Origin of the sequence: Cupriavidus sp. YAF13 (genome assembly GCF_052113425.1) — a bacterium.
GTDB lineage: Bacteria > Pseudomonadota > Gammaproteobacteria > Burkholderiales > Burkholderiaceae > Cupriavidus.
Map to the genome: position 1 here is coordinate 1 of NZ_JBFRDD010000088.1, position 20,547 is coordinate 20,547.

A 20,547-nucleotide genomic window follows, 5' to 3' on the forward strand; every position below is an offset into this window, starting at 1 on the left:
CAGCAGGGCAGTTTTGCCCCACCCCGCAAGACTTCTTCGACGTCTCGCGCTCCATGGGAGGGCGGGGCGCGTTCATACCATCTCTTCTTTGCGTCGGCAAAGAAGACTAACGAGAAGAAAGCCGACCCTGCCGGGCGCAGAGCAATAAGGCTCTCGAATATCGGTGGTTGCGTCGTACGGCCCGGAGTGTTGGCTGGCGAATTCTACCGGCCCGAAGGACATCGTTTCCACATGACCCATGGGTTACGTGGTGCGGCCCCTGACCTCGCTTGCGGTGACCGTTCCCACATCTGCCGTTCGCGGGGCGAAGTGCTGCGCCATTTCGGATGTGGCTGGTTTCGTGGTTTTGTCTCGGAGGACGAGCACCGTGAAGTGCGAGCCCGGCCCTCGCGGACCGGGCCACGGTGCCCACCACGAAACCAGAGGGGGCGATAGCAAGGTGCCGCCCGCGCCGGTACGGCAGGGCACCAAATAGCCGGGCGGCTACCGTCAGAGACAAAACCACGAAACCACCGATGCAGGCAGGATCGTGGCGCTGCGCACCGCGAACGGCAGATGCCCGAACGCTCACCGAGCAAAGCGATSAGGGGCACCACCACGTGACCATTGGGTCATGCMGTWGCGATGTCCTTCGGGCCGGTTGGACACGCCAGCCAACACTCCGGGCCGTACGACGCAACCACAGAGGCAAAAACAGCCTTATTGCTCTGCCCCCGGCAGGGCGGCTTTCTTTTCGTTAGTTTTCTTTGCCGGTCAAAGAAAAGTGACCGGCAGCCCCCGCAGGGGGATGTCGTATGGCCCTTGGGTGCAAAATCCATCGCCGATGAAATAAACAGCGACCAACCTTGCAGGGCAATGTCGTATGGCACTTGGGTGCAAAAACCAACGCCGTTCAAAGCAACAGCGCCGCCCCCAACAGACCTCCCCCCCTCACTCCAACACCCCCCGATGCCTAGTCACCGCCAACAGGACAATCTCATCCAGCCCGGCATCTTCACTGCCGTCCAGCCGCGCCAGCAAAGCACGCCGCATGCGTGGTTCCCAGAAGCGCTTGATATGGCTGGCGATATCCGCCACGGCTTCTTCCCGGTCCGGCATGGCTTCGAAGAAGGTGCCGATCTGGTTCGCCATCTTGACGAGGTTGTCGGAGTTCATGCCYGTTCCGTCCTGCTGTGCAAACGTTGGGGGTGGGAGTAGACCACGTGCCGGCCGGCGCGTACAAAGCCGGCCAGCGTGACGCCGGCATCGATCGCCAGGCGTACCGCGAGCGCGGTCGGGCCTGATACGGCGGCCAGCACGCCGACGCCGGCGCTGGCGGTCTTCAGCACCATTTCGTAGCTGGCGCGGCTGGTCACCAGCACGGCGCCGCGCGAGCGGTCCTCGCCGGTGCGTGCCAGCGCGCCGATCAGTTTATCGAGCGCGTTGTGGCGGCCCACGTCTTCGCGGACCAGCGCGACCTGGCCGTCGGCGCGCAGCCAGGCGGCGGCGTGCGTGGCGCCGGTGTGGCGCAGCAGTTCCTGCCGGGTCTGCAACTGCGCGAATGCGGCGTACATCGCCTCGTCGCTGAAGCTGGCGCCGCTGCTGACGGGTGCCGGGGCGCGCATGACTTCCTGCAGCAATTCGGTGCCGCACAGGCCGCAGCCGGTACGGCCCGCCATGGCGCGGCGCCGATCCTTGAGCGCGGCGAAGGCTTGCGCCGCGATGCGCAACCGCACCGCGATACCCTCTGGGCGGACCTCAGTCTCCATCTCATAAACGTCGCGCGGGCTGGCCACCAGCCCTTCGCTCAGGCTGAAGCCCAACGCGAAGTCTTCGAGATCGGCCGGCGAGGCCAGCATGACCGCATGCGAGATGCCGTTGTATTCGAGCGCAACCGGTACTTCCTCGGCAATTTCGTCGGCCTCCAGCGCCAGCTCGCCCAGGCGGCTGCGGCTGACCTCGAAGGTGCTGTGGGTGACCGGTTCGGCGTCGGCCATGGCGAGCTCGCAGAGTGTCATGCCGACCCTGCCTCGGCGCTGGCCGCCTGCAGCAACTGCATCTGCTGATCGTGGAAATCGCGGTACTGGCGCTGCCATTCGGACGGCTGCGCCACCGGCATGACCTGCACCGCGGTGACCTTGTACTCGGGGCAGTTGGTCGCCCAGTCCGAGTTGTCCGTGGTGATCACATTGGCGCCGGACTCCGGGAAGTGGAAGGTGGTGTACACCACGCCCGGCTGCATGCGCTCGCTGACAATGGCGCGCAGCACGGTTTCGCCCGCACGGCTTTGCACGCCGACCCAGTCGCCGTCCTTGATGCCGCGTTCCTCGGCATCGTGCGGATGGATCTCCAGGCGGTCCTCGTCATGCCACATCACGTTCTCGGTGCGGCGTGTCTGTGCGCCCACGTTGTACTGCGACAGGATGCGGCCCGTGGTGAGGATCAGCGGGAACTTGCGGTTCACGCGCTCGTTGGTGGGTACGTAGCGGGTAATGATGAACTTGCCCTTGCCGCGCACGAATGCGTCGATGTGCATGGTCGGCGTGCCCTCGGGCGCGGCGTCGTTGCACGGCCACTGGATGCTGCCGAGTTCTTCCAGGCGCTGGTAGCTGACACCGCTGAAGGTGGGCGTGAGCCGCGCGATCTCGTCCATGATCTCGGAAGGATGCTTGTAGTTCATCGGATAGCCCAGCGCGTTGGACAGCAGCACGGTGGCTTCCCAGTCGGCATAGCGGGCCTTGGGCGGCATCACTTTGCGCACACGCGAGATACGGCGCTCGGCATTGGTGAAGGTGCCATCCTTCTCCAGGAAGGACGAGCCCGGCAGGAATACGTGCGCGTACTTGGCGGTCTCGTTGAGGAAGATGTCCTGCACCACGATGCACTCCATGGCCGACAGCGCCGCCGACACGTGCTGCGTGTTCGGGTCGGACTGCACGATGTCTTCGCCCTGGCAGTACAGGCCCATGAAGCTGCCGGACAGCGCGGCCTCGAACATATTGGGAATGCGCAGGCCCGGCTCCGGGCTGATCTCCACATTCCACGCGGATTCGAACAGCCCGCGCGTGGTGGAATCCGACACGTGGCGGTAGCCCGGCAGTTCATGCGGGAACGAGCCGATGTCGCACGAGCCCTGCACGTTGTTCTGTCCGCGCAGCGGGTTCACGCCCACGCCTTCGCGGCCGATATTGCCCGTGCACATGGCGAGGTTGGCGATGCCCATCACGGTGGTCGAGCCCTGCGCATGTTCGGTCACGCCCAGGCCGTAATAGATCGCGGCATTGCCGCCGGTGGCATACAGGCGCGCCGCGCCGCGCAGTTGCCCGGCGGGAATGCCGGTGATCTCGGCCATGGCTTCCGGCGAGTTCTCCGGCAGCATGACGAAGTCGCGCCATTGCTGGAACGCGCGGTCCTCGCAACGCTCGGCGATAAACGATTCGGCCATCAGGCCTTCGCTGACGATCACGTGAGCCATCGACGTCACCACCGCCACGTTGGTGCCGGGACGCAATTGCAGGTGGAAGTCGGCGCGCACGTGCGGCGAATCGACCAGGTCGATGCGGCGCGGATCGATCACGATCAGCTTGGCGCCGGCGCGCAGGCGCTTTTTCATGCGCGAGGCAAACACGGGGTGGCCGTCGGTTGGGTTGGCGCCCATCACCATGATGACGTCCGCCTTCTCCACCGAGCGGAAGGTCTGCGTGCCGGCGGATTCGCCCAGCGTCTGCTTGAGGCCGTAGCCGGTGGGCGAGTGGCAAACCCGCGCGCAGGTATCGACGTTGTTGTTGCCGAAGGCGGCGCGCACCAGCTTCTGCACCAGGTAGCCTTCCTCGTTGGTGCAGCGCGAGGACACGATGCCGCCGATGGCGTCGCGGCCATGCTTGGCCTGGATGCGCTTGAACTCGGAGGCCGCGTGGCTGATCGCTTCTTCCCACGACACTTCGCGCCACGGATCGGTGATCCTGGCGCGGATCATCGGGTTCAGGATGCGGTCCTTGTGGGTCGCATAGCCAAAGGCGAAGCGGCCCTTCACGCACGAGTGGCCTTCGTTGGCCTGGCCGTCCTTGTACGGCACCATGCGCACCACTTCATTGCCCTTCATCTCCGCCTTGAAGGCGCAGCCCACGCCACAGTATGCGCAAGTGGTGACCTTGCTGTGCTCCGGCTGCCCCATGCGGATGATGGAGGTCTCGGCCAGCGTGGCGGTGGGGCATGCCTGCACGCAGGCGCCGCACGACACGCAGTCGGAATCCATGAAGCTGTCGCCCTGCCCCGCCGTCACGCGCGAATCGAAGCCGCGGCCGCTGATGGTGAGCGCGAAGGTGCCCTGGGTCTCCTCGCAGGCACGCACGCAGCGGTTGCACACGATGCACTTGGAAGGATCGTAGGTGAAATACGGATTGGACTCGTCCTTGGCCTCGGCGCGGTGGTTGGCGCCGTCGTACCCATAGCGCACTTCGCGCAGGCCGACCACGCCGGCCATATCCTGCAGCTCGCAGTTGCCGTTGGTGGGGCAGGTCAGGCAGTCCAGCGGATGGTCGGAGATGTACAGCTCCATCACGCCGCGGCGCAGGTCGGCCAGCTTGTCGGTTTGCGTCTTCACCTTCATGCCGGCTTCGGCCGGCGTGGTGCACGAGGCCGGGAAGCCCCGCCGGCCTTCGATCTCGACCAGGCACAGGCGGCAGGAGCCGAAGGACTTGAGGCTATCGGTGGCGCACAGCTTGGGCACGTTCACGCCGGCTTGCACGGCGGCACGCATCAGCGAGGTGCCGGCGGGCACGGTCACGTCGACGCCGTCGATCTCAAGGGTGACCTGCTGTTGCGAATCGCTGGCCGGCGTGCCGAAGTCGATTTCGTTGCGTGTGTTCAAGGCGGGCTCCCGCTGCGGCCTGGGCCGCGTACTGGTGATTCAGAGTGGCGCAGTGGCAGCGCCGGTTCGATAGGCTGTGGCGCTGCGCTCAGGCTGCTTTGGCTGGCACTGCCACGCCAAAGTCTTCCGGGAATGCGTCTAGCGCCGACAGCACCGGGTACGGCGTCATGCCGCCCATGGCGCACAACGATCCGCCCAGCATGGTGTCGCACAGGTCGCGCACCAGCTTGACGTGCTTCACCGGCTGGTCGCCCGCGATGATCTTGTCGATCACCTCGACGCCGCGCGTGGAGCCGATCCGGCACGGCGTGCATTTGCCGCAGGATTCGATGGCGCAGAATGCCATTGCGTAGCGGGCTTGCCTGGCCATGTCGACGGTGTCGTCGAACACCACGATGCCGCCGTGCCCCAGCACCGCGCCGAACGCGGCGAAGGCTTCATAGTCCATCGGCGTATCCAGCCGCGACACCGGCAGGTACGCACCCAGCGGGCCGCCCACCTGCACCGCGCGGATGGGCCGTGCGCTGCGCGTGCCCTGGCCGTAGTCCTCAAGCAGTTCGCGCAGGGTCACGCCGAAGGCCTTCTCCACCAGCCCACCCTGGCGCACATTGCCTGCGATCTGGAACGGCAGCGTGCCGCGCGAGCGGCCCATGCCAAAGTCGCGATAAAACTGCGCGCCGCGCGCGAGGATCACTGGCACGGTGGCCAGCGAGATCACGTTGTTGATGATGGTGGGCTTGCCGAACAGCCCTTCGATGGCCGGCAGCGGCGGCTTGGCGCGCACCACGCCGCGCTTGCCCTCCAGGCTTTCCAGCAGCGCGGTTTCCTCGCCGCAGACATAGGCACCGGCGCCCTTGCGCACTTCGAGCCGGAAGCGCCGGCCGCTGCCGCGGATATCGTCGCCCAGCCAGCCGGCCGCCTGCGCGATGCCGACGGCGGATTCCAACACGGCGATGGCGTGCGGGTATTCCGAGCGCACGTAGATGTAGCCATGCTCCGCGCCGACGGCGAGGCCGGCGATGGTCATGCCTTCGATCAGCATGAACGGGTCGCCTTCCATCACCATGCGGTCGGAGAAGGTGCCGGAGTCGCCTTCATCGGCATTGCAGACCACGTACTTGGTGGGCGACGGCGCGTTGCGCACCGTCTGCCACTTGATGCCCGTGGGAAACGCCGCGCCCCCGCGTCCGCGCAGGCCGGAATCGGTCACTTCCTGCACGATCCGCGCGCCGTCCAGCGCCAGCGCGCGGGTCAGGCCGGCATAGCCATCGTGTGCGATGTAGTCAGCGAGCGAGAGCGGATCGGTGATGCCCATGCGGGCAAAGGTCAAGCGCTCCTGCCCCTTGAGGAACGGGATTTCCTCGGTGAGCCCAAGCGCCAGCGCATGCGCGCCACCAGCCAGGAAATCGGCATCGAACAGCGCGGCGACATCTTCGGGGGTAACCGGCCCATAGGCCACGCGCCCTGCGGGGGTCTGCACTTCAACCAGCGGCTCAAGCCAGAACATGCCGCGCGAGCCGTTGCGCACCAGTTCGATGCTGGCGCCACGCGCCGTGGCCTCACGCGCGATGGCGCGGGCCACCGCATCGGCGCCCATGGCCAGCGCGCTGGAATCGCGGGGTACGAAAACGGTGATGCTCATGCTGGCACCTCCTGGTCTTCGGCCACGCCCGTGCAGGCTTTGATCAGCGCATCGAAGCGCTGCGGCGTGACGCGGCCAGCCAGTTCCCCGTCGATCATCACGGCCGGGCCACAGGCGCACTGGCCGAGGCAATACACCGGCTCCAGCGTGAACTCGCCATCGGCGGTGGTTTCATGGAATCCGCAGCCCAGCGCACGCTCGGCGTACGCGGCAAGGGCCTCGCTGCCAACCGACTGGCACGCTTCCGCGCGGCAGACCTGGACCACGTGCCGGCCCGGCTTGCTGTCGCGAAAGTGGTGATAGAAGGTGACCACGCCATGCACCTCGGCGCGCGACAGGTTGAGCGCGCGGGCAATCTCGGGCAAGGCGTCGGCGGGCACGTAGCCCACCGCGTCCTGGATCTCATGGAGGATGGGCAGCAAGGCGCCCGGCATGTCGCGGCGCGCGGCCACGATGCGGGCGACCGGGTCGGGCACGGCGTTGGTGGCCGGCTTAGCGGCTGGCTTGGCGGCGGAATCAGACATCGAGTCTCCTGGTGACGCAGCGCGGGCCGGCGCAAGCGCTCAAGCGCAACGCCAGCGGCAGACGGTGTGGCGCATTGGCTTGCGCGTCTTGCCAGGATTTGCTGCGGGGCGCGGCACACCGTGTTGCGGCGACCGCGTTATATGCTATTTTTTTCATATATTGGGGGCTCTGAACGGGCATTCCCCATCTCGCCTGGCCAGTTAAGCGGGCTTCTATCGGGTGCTATGCCTCTTCGAGCGGACTATAGGCAGTTGGCCACGTTCGAGCAATATGCTATTTTTCTCATATGATTCGCATCTCGATCCTGCCCCACCTCCAAATCCGCGACGACAGCGACGCCGCCAGCGCCCCGCTTGACGTGTCCCGCCTGGTCACCTTGCTCGGGCATATCGAAAGCACCGGCAGCATCAGCCAGTCGGCGCAGGCGACCGGCCTGTCCTACCGCTATGCCTGGGGCATCCTGCGCGACGCGCAAGCCCTGTTCGGCGGCGCGCTGATCGCCAAGACCCGCGGGCGCGGCAGTGCGCTGTCGCCGCTGGCGCAGCAACTGGTGTGGGCCAGCAAGCGCATTGCCGCGCGGCTGTCCCCCACGCTGGAGAGCCTGGCCTCGGAACTGGAAATCGAACTGAAGAAGCTGGTGGACCAACCCGGCCCCACGCTGCGCCTGCACGCCAGCCATGGCTTCGCGGTGGCGGCGCTGCATGATTTCCTGGACGCGCACGGGGTGCGCCACGACCTGAAGTACTGCGGCAGCCTTGAGGCGGTTGCGGCACTTGCGCAAGGTGCCTGCGACATAGCCGGATTCCATGTGCCGATCGGCGAATTCGAGCGGGACATGCTGGCGAGCTTTGCCACATGGATTCGCCCCGAGACCCATTGCCTGATCCAGCTCGCGGTTCGCTCGCAAGGCATCTTCRTGCGCCCCGGCAACCCGAAGCAGGTCACCACGCTGCAAGATCTCTGCCGCGCCGACGTGCGCTTCGTCAACCGCCAGACCGGTTCCGGCACGCGGCTGCTGCTGGACCTGATGCTCAAGGCACGCGGCATCGACAGCGGGCGCATCGAGGGTTACAGCAATGGCGAGTTCACGCACGCCGCGGTGGCCGCCTATATTGGCAGCGGCATGGCGGATGCGGGATTCGGCGTGGAGACGGCGGCGCGCCGCTTCGGGCTGGATTTCGTGCCGGTGCTCAAGGAACGGTATTTCTTCGTGATCGAGCGGGAGCGCCTGCAAAGCCCAGCGCTGGCCGGCGCCGTGGCGGCACTCAGGAGCGCCGGTTTCCGGCAGGTGGTGGATGCCCTGCCCGGCTATGACGGCGGCCTGACGGGCACGGTATTGACACTGGAAGAGGCATTCCCCAACCGCGCGGGCCCGAGCGACTGACCAAGCTACCAAGCTGGAGCAAGCTGGATCTAGCGCGCAGGCGCGCCGTCCGGCAGGGCCTCGATCCGCTCGACGCGGATGGCCGGCGCCCACGTGCCAGGCTGGTTTGCGCGCAGCACGGTGCCGGTCACGCCCACCTTCTGGCCGCGCAACGCCTCGGCCTCGCCGACAGGGAATTTCTCCAGCACCCATGCCTCGCCATCGGCGGTGACCAGCACCGGCTGCTGGAACAGGGCGCTGCCCTTGACCATCACCGTGCCCGTCAAGGCGATGGACCGGCCGGCCGGCACCGCGTGCACGCACGCAGCCAGCACGACGGACAGGGCAGCAATCAGGAGCAGGATTCGGCGCATGAGGTTGATTGGATCGACAAGTCCGGGCGGCGAACATCGCCGCCCGGGAGCCGCCGGAGCAAGCTCCGGCGAGCCTGCGCTTAGCGCGTTCAGTACACCACTACGGATAGCGTAGCGCCAGCAGGCACGCGCACGGTCTCGTTGAACGTGGCGCCTGCATTGCTGCGAACCACCGGGAAACTACCGTACGGCTGCAACGTGGCGGGCACGGCCACCGGCAGCTTGCGCGAGGCGCGGAACAGGTCCGGATCGATCAGCGGGAGCGTAAAGCCGCCATCGATACGCGCCGGGTAGCCGTAACGCGCCGGCGACGTCGCGGCTGGCATCAGCGAATTGCTGGTGACGCTCCAGCGCAACAGTTCCTGGCTGAAGCCGGAGTCCGGGCGCGCGGCCTTGATGGCCTGGTCGAGCACGGTCTTGGAGTCCGCGCTGGAAGTCCGGCCCAGCAGGTCCTTGTAAAAGGCCAGGCCGAGTTGCCGGTCCAGGAAGCCGCCGAAGCTGCCCGACACCGAATAGCTCTCGCAGGTGGCGCCGAAACCGGTGAAATTCAGCATATTGCAGTTGAAGTTGCCATTGCCGTAGCTCACGTAGTCCCTGAAGCGCACGTCGCGGATCGCGTTGTAGGTGGGGTCGATGGTCTGGCTGGCGAAGTCCTCCATCATCATCGCGGACATTTCTTCCAGCCAGCTATCGAATGCGTACTGCTGGCCGGCCTTGACGCCGCGGCGGTAGAAGTTCTGCATATGCATCCCCTCGTGCGCCATCGTCATCTTCATCGACTTCAGGCCTTCGGCGCCGCCCAGGTACAGGGTCTCGGAATCGAGATAGAGCGACAGCGACTCGTTGCTGCGCGAATCCGAGGTGGCCTTCAGGTTGTGCAGGCCCCAGAAATAGCCCACGGTGCCGAATGGCTTGCCGTTGTTGTCGAAGTTGAGCACGACGATATCCACCGGCTGGCCGCTGCCCGCGATGAGGTTGTTGTAGCTGTGCGTACCCCACAGCGGGCCACCGACCGAGGTCAGCATGTCGTAAATGCCGCCGCCGCTGGCGAAGGCGGCAGCCAGCGTGTCGACGAGGGTGCCGGTGACCTTGCCAGGCACCGACTCGGTGGTCTCCACCCAGATGTTGACGGTGGTGGCGTCTCCCGTGCTCACTTGCTTGACCAGCGTGGCCGCGCGGCGCGTGCCGTCGGTGTGATACCAACTCTTGGTATCGTTGAGCACGGAAGCGAGCGGCGGTGGCGGCGCGATCTCGGAAAGGCTGGCCACCTGTTTGCCGCCGGCCAGTGCTGCCCAGCCGGTGCGATTGAACTCGGCAATGTCGCGCATCGTCTGTTCGTCCTGCCCGGTGGAGACCGACTGAATCGAGAGATTGCCCAGCACGGACTGGATCACCGACAGCGACAAGCCGGCCGGCATGGCCTGCGCCGTGGCACCGTTGGTGTAGAGCAGCGTCACGGCCTTGCCGTTCACGCCGCCGATGGCAACGGGCACATCGGCCGGCGCGCCGGTGGTGTTGGAGGCGGACCAGACGCCGACGCCAGAGCCCGAGTAATTGCTGGCATCCACGGCGCTGCAGCCGCCGCAGGCCGGCGCCAGCGTGGGCGGCACCGGCGCGCTGGCGACCGGCACGGAAGGACTCGCGCTTGTCTGGGCGGCAGCGGGCGCATCGCCGCCACCGCCACCGCAGGCGGCGACGGACATGGCGGCCAGCAGGGCAGCGAGCTGGCTTGCGCGTTGGCGGAAGAGAGGACCCCTCATGTTCTAAAGCTCCGATTCTTGTTATGTGGATGCCGGCCTGGGCGCACGAAGCCTAAGCCACACAAATAACGGCATCCGGGACAAGAGCTTTAACGAGGGGAAATGCCGCCGGCGAGTGCCCGAACCGATGCGCGAGCCAACGGATTCAGGCCTTGGCGGCGCCGCGCCAGCGCCGGTACATCGCCATCAGGGGTGTGGCCGATGAGCCATGCAGCACCACCGAAAGCACCACCACGTAGAGCGTGGCGTCGGCCAGCATGGCGCCGTGGCGGAAATCCGCGCCATGCGCAAGCGCATAGGCCAGGTAGTAGACCGAGCCGATGCCGCGCACACCAAACCAGGCAATGAGCCGGCGCTGCGGCGGCTGCAGCGCCGCTCCGATGGTGGAGATCGCCACGGCCAGCGGGCGCACCACCAGGATCAGCGCCAGCCCTAGGCCAAGGTACTCCCAGCGCAGCATCCGTATGGAGAGCAGCGCGCCCACCGCCACCATCACGCTAAGCTCGGCTAGCCGCTCGAGGTCCAGCGAGAACTCGCTGACGGTGTGTGCCAGGTAGGCGGCAGCCTTGTCGTGCTGCACGGCCGTGCTCTCCTGCTCCGAGAACACGGTCGCGCTCAGCACTTCGTCGGCCTCGACGTCCTGGTTCTCCTGGTGCTCGACGTGGCGCATGGCCATGCCCGCGGCAAACACCGCCAGGAAGCCATAGCTGTGCACGGCCAGCGCGGCGCCGTAAGCCAGCCCGATCAGGCCGACGGCGAAGAAGCTCTCCATGCCGGCCGCGCCATGCCGGCGCTTGCGCAGGGCCAGCACCGCGCGGCTGCACAGCCAGCCCATGCTCCAGCCCAGGGCCAGGCCTGCCAGGGAGGCCCACAGCAGGTCGACCCACAGCCAGCGCTGCCAGCCAATGCCGGCATCCTGCGCGCCCATCAGGCCAAGCGCGAGGATGACGAAGGGAAACGCGGCGCCGTCGTTGAGCCCGCCCTCCCCGGTCAGGCTAAAGCGCATCCGGTCGCGGTCCTGCGTATTCTCGACCTGCACGTCGGAGGCCAGCACCGGATCCGTTGGCGCCAGGATGGCCGCTAGCAGCAAGGCCACGCCCGCAGGCAAGCCCATGACCCAGAAGCCAATCGCAAACAGCATGGCGATGGTCAGCAGCATGCCCACCGTGGCCAGCCGCAGCGCAACGCGCCAGAGGCGATCGCGCGGATGCACACGCAGCCGCAGCCCCACCGCGAACAGCGATACCAGCAGGGCGATCTCCGTCACGATCTCCAGCGCAGCCGCATGATCGCGATCCGTCACATCGCCCCGGATCAGGCCAAGCCCCCATGGCCCGAGCCCGATGCCGAACAGCAGGTAAAGCGCCGACGCCGATAGCGGCAGCCGCTTTACCTGCGAACTGATCAAGCCCATGGTGACGAGCAACGCGCCGATAACCCAAGCCCAGGTGCCGAACAAGGATCACCTCCTGTAGCGAGCCTTCACTGAGAATAGCCGGAACCAGGCAGGGCAGCGCTGGCCGCACGCGGTCGCGTGGACGCCGTGCGAGATCGCCGGCTACGGCGGCGACCCGTGCTAGCGCAAGGGCTGGCGGCGCGCGAACAAGACGGTTCAGTAGACTTCCGGCACGATCATGTTGTCGGGCACCGGCTGGCGCGAGTAGTCATCGTGCCGCTCGCGCTGCGGCAGCACCACGGGCGGCTGCGCGCGCTCTTCATAAGGCATCTGCTGCAGCAGGTGATGGATGCAATTGAGGCGCGCCTTTTTCTTGTCGACCGCCTGCACCACCCACCACCGCGCCTCGTCGATATGCGTGCGCTCCAGCATGATTTCCTTGGCGCGGGTGTAGTCCTCCCAGCGCCGGCGGGATTCGAGATCCATCGGGCTGAGCTTCCACTGCTTGAGCGGATCGTGGATGCGGGAGAGGAAGCGCAGGTGCTGCTCTTCGTCCGAGATCGAGAACCAGTACTTGATCACCTGGATGCCGGAGCGCACCAGCATGCGTTCGAACTCCGGCACCGAGCGGAAAAACTCCTCGTACTGGTCGTCGGTGCAAAAGCCCATCACGCGCTCCACGCCGGCGCGGTTGTACCAGCTGCGGTCGAACAGCACGATCTCGCCCGCCGCCGGCAGGTGCGAGACATAGCGCTGGAAATACCACTGGGTGCGTTCGCGGTCGTTGGGCGCTGGCAGCGCCGCCACCCGGGCCACGCGCGGGTTGAGCCGCTGGGTGATGCGCTTGATCACGCCGCCTTTGCCGGCCGCGTCGCGCCCTTCAAACAGGATCACAACCTTGTGGCCGGTCTCCACCACCCAGCTTTGCAGCTTGACCAGCTCGCCCTGCAGGCGGAACAGCTCGCGGAAGTAAAGCCGTCGCGCAGCCCGCTCGTCGTCGTCCAGGCCGCCACCGGCTTCGCCGAACAGCGTATCGACATGGTGGTCTTCCAGCTCCAGTTCGAGTTCTTCGTCATAGTGATCGGCCACCTCGCGGTGGATACGCCGAATCAGCGCGTTCTCGTCTGGTCTCATCGCTAACTCCTGTTCGCAACAACGTGGTGACTGGCAGGCTAACCGTGAGATGTGACGCGCCCGTGACGCATTGCCAGCGCGCTCAGTAACTACCCTGCTTGCGGAAGGCCCAGCGCCCCGCCAGCACGGTGAAGCTGGCCACCAGCACCACCAGCACCCAGAAACCGTGCGGATGGTCCGCCAGCGGAATCCCGCCCACATTCATGCCGAAGAAGCCGGCGACAATGTTGATCGGCAACGCCAGCACGGTGACCAGCGTCAGCGTGAACAGCGTGCGGTTGGTCTGCTCGTTGAGCTTGGCCGCGATCTCTTCCTGCAGCAGCTTGATGCGCTCGACCAGCGCGGCCAGGTCGCTCAGCACCAGCGAAAACTCCTCGGTGGAGGAGCGCAGATCCTGGATGTCCTGATCCTGCAGCCAGGCTGGAGGCCGGTTGAGCAAGCGAAACAGCGCGCCAGGCTCGGGCGCGAGCAGCCGCTGCAAGCGCACCAGGCCGCGGCGCATGGAGCCAAGCTCCGCGCGGTTGCCATGCAGACGATGCGAGAGCAGGCGATCCTCGACCTGGTCCACGGTCACGCTGGTTTCGCGCACGATGCGCACCAGCACATCGGCCTGGTCGCGCAGCAAATGCACCAGCAGCGCCAGCGGCGTGTGGAACAACTCGCCCTGGCGCACCGAGGCGCGCAGCTGGTCAACCGAGCGCAACGGCTTCATGCGCGCAGTCACCAGGATGCGGCGGTCGGCACAGGCCCACAGCGTGGAGATATCGGTGGTGGCCACGCCGAAGTTGTAAATCACGTCATTGACCACCGCAAGCAGCGCCGTATCCAGGCGCTCGATGCGCGTGGAGCGCGAACCCTCGCGCAGCGCCTCGAAGAATCCCTCGGGCAGGTCGAGCTGGCCCTTGAGCCAGCGCTCGCACGCGCTATGCGACAGATTGAAGTGCAGCCAAAGAAACTCGTCGCCCGACGGGGGCTGCCCGAGCCACGCGGCCGCCGCGGCGGAATCGATGGGCTGGCCCGGCTCGCCGGGCAGGAAGCGAAAGCCGCTGACCAGACCAACCGGATCGGAGCCGTAGCTGGCTTCGACGATAGCCGCATGCATGTGGTGCCTCTTCGAAAACGCGAATTCGCGAAGATGGGACATTAGCATGCGGGGATGACGGACGGCACCCGGCCAGGGGCACAAGGTCCTTGAGGCCATCTCGCTCTTGCCAGCGCCCGCCCTCTCCCCCGGCCCACTTGACACGGTTGCTCGCCCGCAAGCGGGAGAGGGGACCAAACCAGAGAGAGCAGAAAACGATTTCGTGTAGCCGTGATTCCCGCCTCCAGGCGGAAATCACCCAAGCGCGATGCGAAGCGAGCCGTGAAGGTTTGCATCCCCCGTTATGGGGCGCCTCGTCGGCAGGCCAAAAGAGCGGAAAAGAGGGACCCATGTTTGAGCATCGCCTTAAGGCGATACGAGTTTGGGTCCCGGCCGCTCTTTTGGCCTGGCGACGAGGAGTCTTTCGCCCCATCCGGGTCGCCTTCTTTGCCTACTTTCTTGGCGAGACAAGAAAGTAGGTCGCCTCCCCGCAGGGGAGGTGAAACTGCTTTTGACTTTAAGCTTTTGACGTTGCAGTTGAAGTTGCAGCTGAAGTTGCAGTCAACCTACCCCACCCAATAACCTACCCCACCCATTCCCCTCACCCGAACTTGCGCCGGGCATCCAGCGCCAGCCCGGAACCAATGCCGCCAAACAGATCGCCCTCGATCCGCTGTGCCCCCGGGATCAGCTCGGACAACCGCTCACGCAGCAAAGGCACGCTGCTGGATCCGCCGGTAAACAATACGGTGTCGATCGCATCCGCCTGCACGCCCGCATCCCGCAACAACGCCTGCACCGTCACCTCGGTCTTGCCAACCAGCTTCGCAATGGACAGGTCAAAGTCAGCGCGGCTGATCGCCATGGTCTCGCCCGGGGCGATGCGCCCCAGGTCGAGCTGCGTCTGCGGCTCGCCCGACAAGGCGATCTTGGCGGCTTCCACCTGGATCGCGAGCCAGTGGCCGGCGCGCTGCTTGATCAGGCTGATCAGGCGGTCCAGCTTTATCTTGTCGGCGGCATCGCGATAGTTGTCCATCACGTGCGACCACGCCTTGCGGGTGTAGACCAGGTTGATGGTATGCCAGCTCGCCAGGTCGAAATACTGGCCCGAAGGCATCGCCTTGCCGTTGCGCAGCTCGCTGCCCAGGCCCAGGAACGGCATCACGCTCGCCAGGCTCAAGCTCTTGTCGAAGTCCGTGCCGCCGATGTGCACGCCACCGTTGGCCAGGATGTCGCCACGCCGGTCGACCTTGCCGGCCCGCTCGGGCGACAGGCGCACCAGCGAGAAGTCGGAGGTGCCGCCGCCGATGTCGGCCACCAGCACCAGTTCCTCGCGCACGATCGTGGCTTCATAATCGAAGGCCGCGGCGATCGGCTCATACTGGAACTCGATGTCCTTGAAGCCGGCATCCGCCGCGATCTCGCGCAGCGTCTGCTCGGCGAGCTGGTCGGCCTTGGTGTCTTCGTCGATGAAGAACACCGGGCGGCCCAGCACGACCTTGTCGAAGCTGGCGCCGGCCGAGGTCTCGGCGCGCTGCTTGAGCTCACCGATGAAGTGCGAGAGCAGCTTGCGAAACGGCATGGCCTGCCCCATGACCTCGGTGCTGTCCTCCATCATCGAGGTGCCGAGCAGGCTCTTGAGCGAGCGCATCAGCCGCCCTTCATAGCCCGCCAGGTAGTCGCCAAGCGCGGCGCGGCCGTAGCTGACCAGCGGATCCTCGGAATGGAAAAAGATCACGGAGGGTAGCGTGAGCTTGCCATCTTCCAGCGGCAACAGCGTGGGTTGTCCCGGCCGGCACCAGCCCACCGTGGAATTGGACGTGCCGAAATCTAGGCCGCAAGCGTTTGACATCATGTTTCTGGTTTCTTCCCTACTGCATGGTTAAGTCCGGGCCGGGATGGCCGTGCTGGCTGGGCCGTTTTTTTCCGCGCCGGACATTGCGGCCAGCATGATAGCAAGCCCGGCCGATGCCACCGGGCCACGCGAGTGCTCAAGCAGGCGCATTCAGCAGCGCGAGTATCTGCTGGTGCAGCCGCGGGTCGCCGCAGGCCACCACGGTGCCGCCCTGCTGTGCATCCCCGCCGGTCCAACTGGTGATAACGCCGCCCGCTCCCTCCACAATGGGAATCAGCGCCTGCACGTCGTAGGCCTTCAGGCCAGCCTCGACCACCGCATCGACATGGCCCGCCGCGACCATGCAGTAGGCGTAGCAATCGCCGCCATAGCGCTGCATGCGGGCGGCGTCCGCCACGCGGCGAAAGGCGGCGAACTGCGCCGCGTCCTCGAACATCTCCGGCGTGGTGCACATCAGCTTGGCCTGCGCCAGGTCGGCGCACGGCCGGGTACGCAGGGGCTGGCCGTTGAGCCATGCCTGGCTGCCATCGCCGCTGAACCGCTCGCGCGTGAACGGCTGGTCCATGATGCCGATCACCGGTCGCTGGCCGTCGTTAAGCGCGATCAGCGTGCCCCAGAGCGGCAGCCCGGTAATGAACGCACGGGTGCCGTCGATGGGATCGAGCACCCAGGTCAGCGGCGAGCTGCCGGCCACACGGTCTTCTTCTTCGCCCAGGATGCCGTGCTCCGGGTATGTCGCCAGGATCAGGTCGCGCATGGCGCGCTCGGCTGCCTTGTCGGCTGCGGTGACCGGGTCGAAGCGCCGGCCACCTTTGTCCTCTACCGCCGGGGCGCTGCGGAAGTACGGCAGGCTGGCATTGCCGGCCGCCTGCGCGAGGTCTGCGGCGAAGTCCATGTATTCGATAAGCTGCTCGGCGGTCAAAGGCATGCGGAGATCCTGGGGTCCGTGAATGGTGTCGGGGCGGCGGCGGCATGCGGCTCCGGGCAGACCGGGCTGCGCGCGCGCAGTGGGACAGCGCTGGCCGCGCGGCCCGCCAGCATTGTAGCGGGCCGTGTGAGGCGGGCATCGATCGCCTTTGGCGTCTCGCGGGCGGAGTGCTAATGTCAAGAGTGCGGGTAGCCGTCCATGCGTCGCCCAACAGTCCGTACGTTCTTTCGCCGAGCTTGCTGAGTGACTCCGGGGATGCCCGTTGCCGACGTGCCCGCGTGCCAGAAAAAATTACCGTCCCGCGTGTAAGTTCGTGCCGCCACTGTCGACAAAGGCACATAACCCGTTGCAGCCGCACCTGCGAGCGCCACGGAACATGGAACATTGGAGAAAGACGGTGGACACAGCCTCCCAGCTATCGCGGCCCGCACACGGCCGCCGCGGACAAACGTCCGCCTCCATCCAGCCGGCGTGGGTGCGCATCACCCATTGGCTCAACGCCATCGCCGTCATCGTCATGGTAATGAGCGGCTGGCGCATCTATAACGCGTCGCCACTGTTCGGCCTGCATTTCCCCAATGGCATCACGCTCGGCGGATGGCTGGGCGGCGCGCTGCAGTGGCACTTCGCCGCCATGTGGCTGCTGGTCGCCAACGGGCTGTTCTACTTGCTGATGAACGCCCTCACCGGACGGTTCCGCCGCCGCTTCCTGCCGCTGTCGGTGCCCGCGGCGCTGCGCGATATCGCCGCGGCGTTGCGCGGCCGGCTGGCGCACCCGGACCTGGCCGAATACAACGCGGCCCAGAAGGCCATGTACCTGGGCGTGGTGGTGGTCATCGTGGTCACGGTGCTGTCCGGCCTGGCGATCTGGAAGTCGGTGCAATTCCCGCTGCTGCGCGAGCTGATGGGCGGCTATGACGCGGCGCGCTGGGTCCACTTCGTATGCATGAGCGCCATCGTGCTGTTCATCGTCGTGCACGTGGCCATGGTGGCGCTGGTGCCGCGCACGCTGCTGATCATGCTGCGCGGCCGCTGATCGCCGGCCGTGTTTACGCAAACGCATCCACAGAACCGAATCCACAGAGCCGCATCGCGGAGAACCGCCATGAGCAAGTCCAAACCCATCGCCACGCTTGACCGGCGCCTGATCCTGCGAGACGCCGTGCGCGAACTCGATATGCCGTCGCGCCGCCTGTTCGCCAAGCGCGCCATCACGCTGGGCGGGCTGTCGATGCTGACGGGTTGCAGCCTGAGCGACGACGCCTCGGTGGAGCGCTTTCTCACCGCGGTATCGCGCTTCAACGATCGCGTGCAAGGCTGGCTGTTCGACCCCAAGCGGCTCGCGCCCACCTATGCGGAGTCCATGATCACGCGGCCGTTCCCGTTCAATGCCTTCTACGGCGAGGACGAAGTGCCCGAGGTCGACGGTGCCGACTTCCGGCTGGAAGTCGGCGGCATGGTGGCGCGCAAGGATCCGTGGACGCTCGAGCAGCTCTACGCGCTGCCGCAGACCTCGCAGGTCACGCGCCATATCTGCGTGGAAGGCTGGAGCGCCATCGGCAAGTGGGGGGGCACGCCCTTCTCGGAATTCCTGCATCGCGTGGGTGCCGACACCAGCGCGAAGTACGTGGGCTTTCGCTGCGCCGACGACTATTTCACCAGCATCGACATGCCCACCGCGCTGCATCCGCAGACGCTGCTGACCTTTACCTACGACGGGGAGAAGCTGCCGCCCAAGTACGGCTTCCCCATGAAACTGCGCATGCCGACCAAGCTTGGCTACAAGAACCCCAAGCACATCATGGCGCTGTACGTCACCAACACGTATCCCGGCGGTTACTGGGAAGACCAGGGATACAACTGGTTCGGCGGATCCTGATCCGCTTGAAATTGGCCGGCATGATGCCGGCTTGCACACTGACCAACCCAAGGAGATCTTCATGAACAAACTTTTCGCAGCTACCCTGCTCTCGACCACGATGCTATTTGCGGGTCATGCCTTTGCCCAGGACTCCATGAAGAAGGATGCCATGAGCAATGACAGCAGCATGGCCAAGGACACCATGGGCAAGGACTCGATGAGCAAGGACAAGATGGGCAAAGACAAGATGGGCAAGAGCCACGACAAGATGAGCAAGGACAAGATGGGCAAGGACAGCATGAGCAAAGACGCCATGAGCAAGGACTCGATGGGCAAGGACGCCATGGGCAAAGACGCGCCGAAGCAGTAAGGCGTAAGCAGTGCGCCCGCTTGCCTGCCAGGCGAGYGGCAGGCCATGTGACAACGCCCCGGCTTTCGTCCGGGGCGTTGCTTTTCGGGCGCGGGGAATCTCAGGCGTCACTCCGGCGTATCGGGACATACCCGCAGCGGCCGTCACTGAAAGGCGGATGAAAGCACTCGCGCCTACTGTGCTTGGTAAGCCATTGGGGTGCGCCTGAGCGCGCGCGCTTGCTGTCGATGACGATCTGTGGCGGAAACCAGCGTAGCCTCGCGCCCCGCCAGCTTCCTCCGATTCGCGCGCCATTCCGCAAGAATGCCGCGCGTAGCCTGGTCCGCCGTGCCTGCCTTGCCGCAGATGCGCGGCCTGGGTTTCACTGCAGGCGAGGGAGACAGCCTCATGGAACTATTCGAACACCTGGCCCTTGGGTTCTCCACGGCGCTGACACTGCAGAACGTTGGATACTGCTTTCTCGGCTGCGTGCTGGGAACGCTGATCGGCGTGCTGCCCGGCATCGGGCCACTGGCGACCATCGCCATGCTGCTGCCGGTGACCTACACGCTGCCGCCGGTGGCCGCGCTCATCATGCTGGCCGGTATTTACTACGGCGCCCAGTACGGTGGTTCCACCACCGCCATCCTGGTCAACCTGCCGGGTGAATCGTCGTCGGTGGTGACCACCATCGACGGCTACCAGATGGCCAGGCGAGGGCGAGCAGGGGTGGCGCTGGCCACCGCTGGCCTGGGCTCCTTCTTTGCCGGCTGCGTGGCGACGCTGATCCTGGCCGCGTTTGCTACGCCGCTGTCGGAACTGGCATTCAAGTTTGGGCCTGCCGAGTACTTCTCGCTGATGTGCCTGGGCCTGATCGGCGCCGTGGTGCTGGCTTCGGGCTCGCTGCCCAAGGCGGTTGCCATGATCGTGCTGGGGCTGCTGCTGGGCCTGGTCGGCACCGACGTGAACTCGGGCGCCGCACGCTTCTCCTTCGACGTGCCGGAGCTGACCGACGGTGTCGATTTCGTCGCGCTGGCCATGGGGATGTTCGGCTTTGCCGAGATCATCGCCAACCTGGAGCAGAAGGAAAACCGCGAAACCTTTACCGATCACGTTAGCAACCTGTGGCCCTCCAAGGCGGACTTCAAGCGCATGGCGCCAGCGGTGCTGCGCGGTACCGCGCTCGGCTCCGTTCTCGGGATCCTGCCCGGCGGCGGCGCGGCGCTCGCTTCTTTCGCGGCCTACTCGCTGGAGAAGAAGACTTCCAAGTATTCGCATGAGTTCGGCAAGGGCGCCATCGAAGGCGTGGCAGGTCCGGAATCGGCCAACAACGCCGCGGCGCAGACCTCCTTCATCCCGCTGCTGACGCTGGGCATTCCGCCCAACGCCGTGATGGCGCTGATGGTGGGCGCGATGACCATCCACAACAT

Annotated in this window: 17 protein-coding genes; 5 read left to right on the forward strand and 12 right to left on the reverse strand. The window is 65.9% G+C overall.

From position 1 onward, the window contains the following. Window positions 1-930: 930 nt before the first annotated feature. The 5 genes from AB4061_RS38375 to AB4061_RS38395 all read right to left on the reverse strand — a co-directional run bounded on the left by AB4061_RS38375 (window position 931) and on the right by AB4061_RS38395 (window position 7,015). Window positions 931-1,155 carry a formate dehydrogenase subunit delta gene (locus AB4061_RS38375; RefSeq protein ID WP_416047736.1) on the reverse strand — a complete coding sequence of 75 codons (225 nt, stop codon included), beginning with the start codon at window positions 1,153-1,155 and terminating at the stop codon, window positions 931-933. Further along, window positions 1,152-1,997, reverse strand: coding sequence for a formate dehydrogenase accessory sulfurtransferase FdhD (gene fdhD / locus AB4061_RS38380; RefSeq protein WP_441641307.1), 846 nt, complete (start codon window positions 1,995-1,997; stop codon window positions 1,152-1,154). Before fdhD ends, AB4061_RS38375 begins: the two co-directional genes overlap by 4 nt. Further along, the gene (fdhF, locus tag AB4061_RS38385; protein WP_441641308.1) at window positions 1,994-4,849 is read right to left on the reverse strand and encodes a formate dehydrogenase subunit alpha; all 2,856 of its coding nucleotides are present in this window, start codon (window positions 4,847-4,849) and stop codon (window positions 1,994-1,996) included. Before fdhF ends, fdhD begins: the two co-directional genes overlap by 4 nt. A gap of 88 nt (window positions 4,850-4,937) precedes the next feature. Continuing rightward, window positions 4,938-6,491, reverse strand: coding sequence for a formate dehydrogenase beta subunit (locus AB4061_RS38390; RefSeq protein ID WP_441641309.1), 1,554 nt, complete (start codon window positions 6,489-6,491; stop codon window positions 4,938-4,940). Then, complete coding sequence (locus AB4061_RS38395; RefSeq protein WP_441641310.1) at window positions 6,488-7,015, reverse strand: formate dehydrogenase subunit gamma; 528 nt, start codon at window positions 7,013-7,015, stop codon at window positions 6,488-6,490. The genes AB4061_RS38390 and AB4061_RS38395 overlap by 4 nt, the downstream gene beginning before the upstream one ends. 287 nt (window positions 7,016-7,302) lie before the next feature. On the opposite strand from AB4061_RS38395, the gene AB4061_RS38400 reads away from it, so the two are divergent. Further along, window positions 7,303-8,400, forward strand: coding sequence for a substrate-binding domain-containing protein (locus tag AB4061_RS38400; RefSeq protein WP_441641311.1), 1,098 nt, complete (start codon window positions 7,303-7,305; stop codon window positions 8,398-8,400). 29 nt (window positions 8,401-8,429) lie between these two features. On the opposite strand, the gene AB4061_RS38405 is transcribed toward AB4061_RS38400, so the two are convergent. The 7 genes from AB4061_RS38405 to hisN form a co-directional block, all read right to left on the reverse strand. Beyond that, window positions 8,430-8,753 carry a hypothetical protein gene (locus AB4061_RS38405; RefSeq protein ID WP_441641312.1) on the reverse strand — a complete coding sequence of 108 codons (324 nt, stop codon included), beginning with the start codon at window positions 8,751-8,753 and terminating at the stop codon, window positions 8,430-8,432. 89 nt (window positions 8,754-8,842) lie between these two features. Continuing rightward, window positions 8,843-10,513, reverse strand: a complete 1,671-nt coding sequence (locus tag AB4061_RS38410) for a M30 family zinc metallopeptidase (RefSeq protein WP_441641313.1) — start codon at window positions 10,511-10,513, stop codon at window positions 8,843-8,845. Between the two features lie 145 nt (window positions 10,514-10,658). Further along, complete coding sequence (locus AB4061_RS38415) at window positions 10,659-11,972, reverse strand: cation:proton antiporter (protein ID WP_441641314.1); 1,314 nt, start codon at window positions 11,970-11,972, stop codon at window positions 10,659-10,661. A 153-nt stretch (window positions 11,973-12,125) separates the two neighbouring features. Then, window positions 12,126-13,043, reverse strand: coding sequence for a polyphosphate kinase 2 (gene ppk2 / locus AB4061_RS38420; RefSeq protein ID WP_441641315.1), 918 nt, complete (start codon window positions 13,041-13,043; stop codon window positions 12,126-12,128). An 82-nt stretch (window positions 13,044-13,125) separates the two neighbouring features. Then, complete coding sequence (locus tag AB4061_RS38425) at window positions 13,126-14,145, reverse strand: transporter (protein WP_441641316.1); 1,020 nt, start codon at window positions 14,143-14,145, stop codon at window positions 13,126-13,128. A 580-nt stretch (window positions 14,146-14,725) separates the two neighbouring features. Beyond that, window positions 14,726-15,979, reverse strand: coding sequence for an Hsp70 family protein (locus AB4061_RS38430; RefSeq protein ID WP_441641317.1), 1,254 nt, complete (start codon window positions 15,977-15,979; stop codon window positions 14,726-14,728). Window positions 15,980-16,115: 136 nt separating this feature from the next. Then, complete coding sequence (gene hisN / locus AB4061_RS38435; RefSeq protein ID WP_441641318.1) at window positions 16,116-16,907, reverse strand: histidinol-phosphatase; 792 nt, start codon at window positions 16,905-16,907, stop codon at window positions 16,116-16,118. A gap of 397 nt (window positions 16,908-17,304) precedes the next feature. On the opposite strand from hisN, the gene AB4061_RS38440 reads away from it, so the two are divergent. From AB4061_RS38440 to AB4061_RS38455, 4 genes are all read left to right on the forward strand, one after another. After that, a complete protein-coding gene (locus AB4061_RS38440) occupies window positions 17,305-17,943 on the forward strand; it encodes a cytochrome b/b6 domain-containing protein (RefSeq protein WP_441641319.1) in 639 nt (212 codons plus the stop codon). Between the two features lie 69 nt (window positions 17,944-18,012). Continuing rightward, a complete protein-coding gene (locus tag AB4061_RS38445; protein ID WP_441641320.1) occupies window positions 18,013-18,786 on the forward strand; it encodes a molybdopterin-dependent oxidoreductase in 774 nt (257 codons plus the stop codon). 61 nt (window positions 18,787-18,847) lie between these two features. After that, window positions 18,848-19,138, forward strand: a complete 291-nt coding sequence (locus tag AB4061_RS38450) for a pentapeptide MXKDX repeat protein (RefSeq protein ID WP_441641321.1) — start codon at window positions 18,848-18,850, stop codon at window positions 19,136-19,138. Window positions 19,139-19,525: 387 nt separating this feature from the next. Continuing rightward, window positions 19,526-20,547, forward strand: a 1,022-nt coding sequence (locus AB4061_RS38455) for a tripartite tricarboxylate transporter permease (RefSeq protein WP_441641322.1), incomplete at its 3' end; no start/stop codon positions are given.

Bases quoted from the DNA above. Each gene is read 5' to 3' on its own strand.
- ppk2 (WP_441641315.1), bottom strand. From the start codon at position 13,043: ATGAGACCAGACGAGAACGCGCTGATTCGGCGTATCCACCGCGAGGTG.
- AB4061_RS38430 (WP_441641317.1), bottom strand. From the start codon at position 15,979: ATGATGTCAAACGCTTGCGGCCTAGATTTCGGCACGTCCAATTCCACG.
- AB4061_RS38410 (WP_441641313.1), bottom strand. From the start codon at position 10,513: ATGAGGGGTCCTCTCTTCCGCCAACGCGCAAGCCAGCTCGCTGCCCTG.
- AB4061_RS38425 (WP_441641316.1), bottom strand. From the start codon at position 14,145: ATGCATGCGGCTATCGTCGAAGCCAGCTACGGCTCCGATCCGGTTGGT.
- AB4061_RS38450 (WP_441641321.1), top strand. From the start codon at position 18,848: ATGAACAAACTTTTCGCAGCTACCCTGCTCTCGACCACGATGCTATTT.
- AB4061_RS38395 (WP_441641310.1), bottom strand. From the start codon at position 7,015: ATGTCTGATTCCGCCGCCAAGCCAGCCGCTAAGCCGGCCACCAACGCC.
- AB4061_RS38445 (WP_441641320.1), top strand. From the start codon at position 18,013: ATGAGCAAGTCCAAACCCATCGCCACGCTTGACCGGCGCCTGATCCTG.
- hisN (WP_441641318.1), bottom strand. From the start codon at position 16,907: ATGCCTTTGACCGCCGAGCAGCTTATCGAATACATGGACTTCGCCGCA.
- AB4061_RS38375 (WP_416047736.1), bottom strand. From the start codon at position 1,155: ATGAACTCCGACAACCTCGTCAAGATGGCGAACCAGATCGGCACCTTC.
- AB4061_RS38405 (WP_441641312.1), bottom strand. From the start codon at position 8,753: ATGCGCCGAATCCTGCTCCTGATTGCTGCCCTGTCCGTCGTGCTGGCT.
- AB4061_RS38390 (WP_441641309.1), bottom strand. From the start codon at position 6,491: ATGAGCATCACCGTTTTCGTACCCCGCGATTCCAGCGCGCTGGCCATG.